At 71.0% G+C, this 1713-nt stretch carries 2 protein-coding genes and 1 pseudogene; 1 reads left to right on the top strand and 2 read right to left on the bottom strand.

Annotation, left to right across the window (positions count from 1 at the left end):
• Positions 1-310, bottom strand: a pseudogene (locus Y706_RS29475) (PAP2 family protein); the annotation flags it as partial.
• 81 nt (positions 311-391) lie between these two features.
• A complete protein-coding gene (locus Y706_RS0120540; RefSeq protein ID WP_028278064.1) occupies positions 392-991 on the bottom strand; it encodes a YdeI/OmpD-associated family protein in 600 nt (199 codons plus the stop codon).
• 92 nt (positions 992-1083) lie between these two features.
• Between Y706_RS0120540 and Y706_RS26795 the strand changes: the two genes are divergently transcribed.
• Positions 1084-1713, top strand: a 630-nt coding sequence (locus tag Y706_RS26795; RefSeq protein ID WP_043436700.1) for a hypothetical protein, incomplete at its 3' end; no start/stop codon positions are given.

Here is a 1713-nt window from a genome sequence, read left to right as displayed (position 1 = left end):
AGACTTCACGCTTGAAGACCGCCCAGGCCAGTGCCACGGCGCAGCCGATCACCGTCATCCACAGCGGCGACGTCACCGTGGTCACGGCCGCCAGGATGGCGGTGGCCAAGGGGGTCCGGGACGCCACGATTCCGTCGTGCACGGGCCCGTCCAGGTCAGCCACGCCGCTGTTCGACTGCACGGCGGCGAGCACGGTCCAGAAGATCGTCTCACCCGCAATTAACAGGCCCGCTGCCACGAAGAAGAGCCGTTGTTGGGACGGCAGCGGCAGGCGGGCAGGGGGTCGCGGGGCACGCTGGGCAAGGAGCATTCGCCCAATCCTGCCAGAGGCAACTCCCTGCAGCCAGCAAGGCCGCTGGGAATTCTCTGGGATGCGCGGCGGGGGCGGGCGCTACGGTTCCGGGGGCCGCCTGGTCTGCGGGTACGGCGTGTCGAACCTGGCCAGCATCTCCACGAACCCGGCGATCTTCCTCTCCCGGGTGGAGGCCTGCTTGACCGAGTTGGTGCGGTAGATCAGCGCATACCGGTTCACGGACGTCAGGACCTCGAACATCGCCTGCGCCCGCGGGTCCGCCGCGATGGCGGCGGCGAGGTCATCCGGGACCTCCGCCGTCGCCGCGCCCGAATAGGCGGCCTCCCAGCGCCCGTCCGCCTTGGCGGCGGCGACGGCCGCCTGCCCGGCGGGGGCCATCCGCCCCGCCGCCTCCAGGCGGTCAATCCGCTCCACGTTCCGGGCCGACCACACGCTCTTGGGTCCCCGCCGGGTCATCCGCTGGAATGAGCTTTCCTCGTCCCGGCGCCGCCCCTGCCCGTCGATCCAGCCGAAACACAGCGCCTCCTGCAGCGCGGCCTCGTAGTCCAGCTCCGTCACCGATCCGCCCTTTTTGTGCAGCACGAGCCACACGCCGGGACTCTGCGCGTGGTGCTGCTCCAGCCAGGCGCGCCACTCGGCGGCGTCCTTCACCAGCAATTCCTCAAGTTCAGCAGCCATGGCCCCATTGTGCCCTGCTGTGCTGACCGGAGGGGTGCTTTGGTGGCACCATGTCAGGAGGAGCCAAAAACCGTCCCTCGCAAGGAGATCCCATGCTGCGCGTCCGCCCGATCCACTACACCTCCCGCATGGACCAGTGGGAGGGCCTGCTGTCCGCCCTCGGCATGGTGCGCACAGTCGACGACGGCGACTGGCAGGAGTTCGACGCCGGCTCGGGCCGCCTCGCGCTGCACCGGGTAGCGGCGGGTGCCGCCGGGGCTGATGCCGGTGCCGGTGCCGGAATCGTGCTGGATGGAAAGACTGACTTCGGCGTCGAGGTCGGGGATCTGGCGGAGTTCGCGCGCCGCACCAATCTGGCCGGCGCGGAGGACGGGACCACCCCGGCCGAGCTGGTCAGCGCCCGCCACGGCGATACCTGCCGCATCACGGGCGAGGACGGGTTCGGCTTCTTCGCGGACAAGGCCGCCCACGGCGCGCAGTGCGCGGACGCCGATCCGGCGCTCGCCGTCGTCGAAGTCTGGTTCACGCCGGACGCGGCCGCCGCCGCGCAAACCCTGCGGAACATGGGCGCCCGGCTGCGGCCGGCCCCGGACGACGACGAAACCGCGGATTTCACGGCGAAGAACGGCGGTGTGCTGATGGTCCGGCCCGCCAGCGGCGCCGCCCGGACCGGCCTGGGGTTTGAATACACCGGCGACCTCGCCGGCCTGCGGGACCGACTC

The sequence above is a fragment of the Arthrobacter sp. I3 genome, assembly GCF_000520575.1.
Taxonomy (GTDB): Bacteria; Actinomycetota; Actinomycetes; order Actinomycetales; family Micrococcaceae; genus Arthrobacter; species Arthrobacter humicola_A.
Note: the sequence above shows the minus strand (reverse complement) of the source record. Positions and strands in the feature narration are given on the sequence as shown.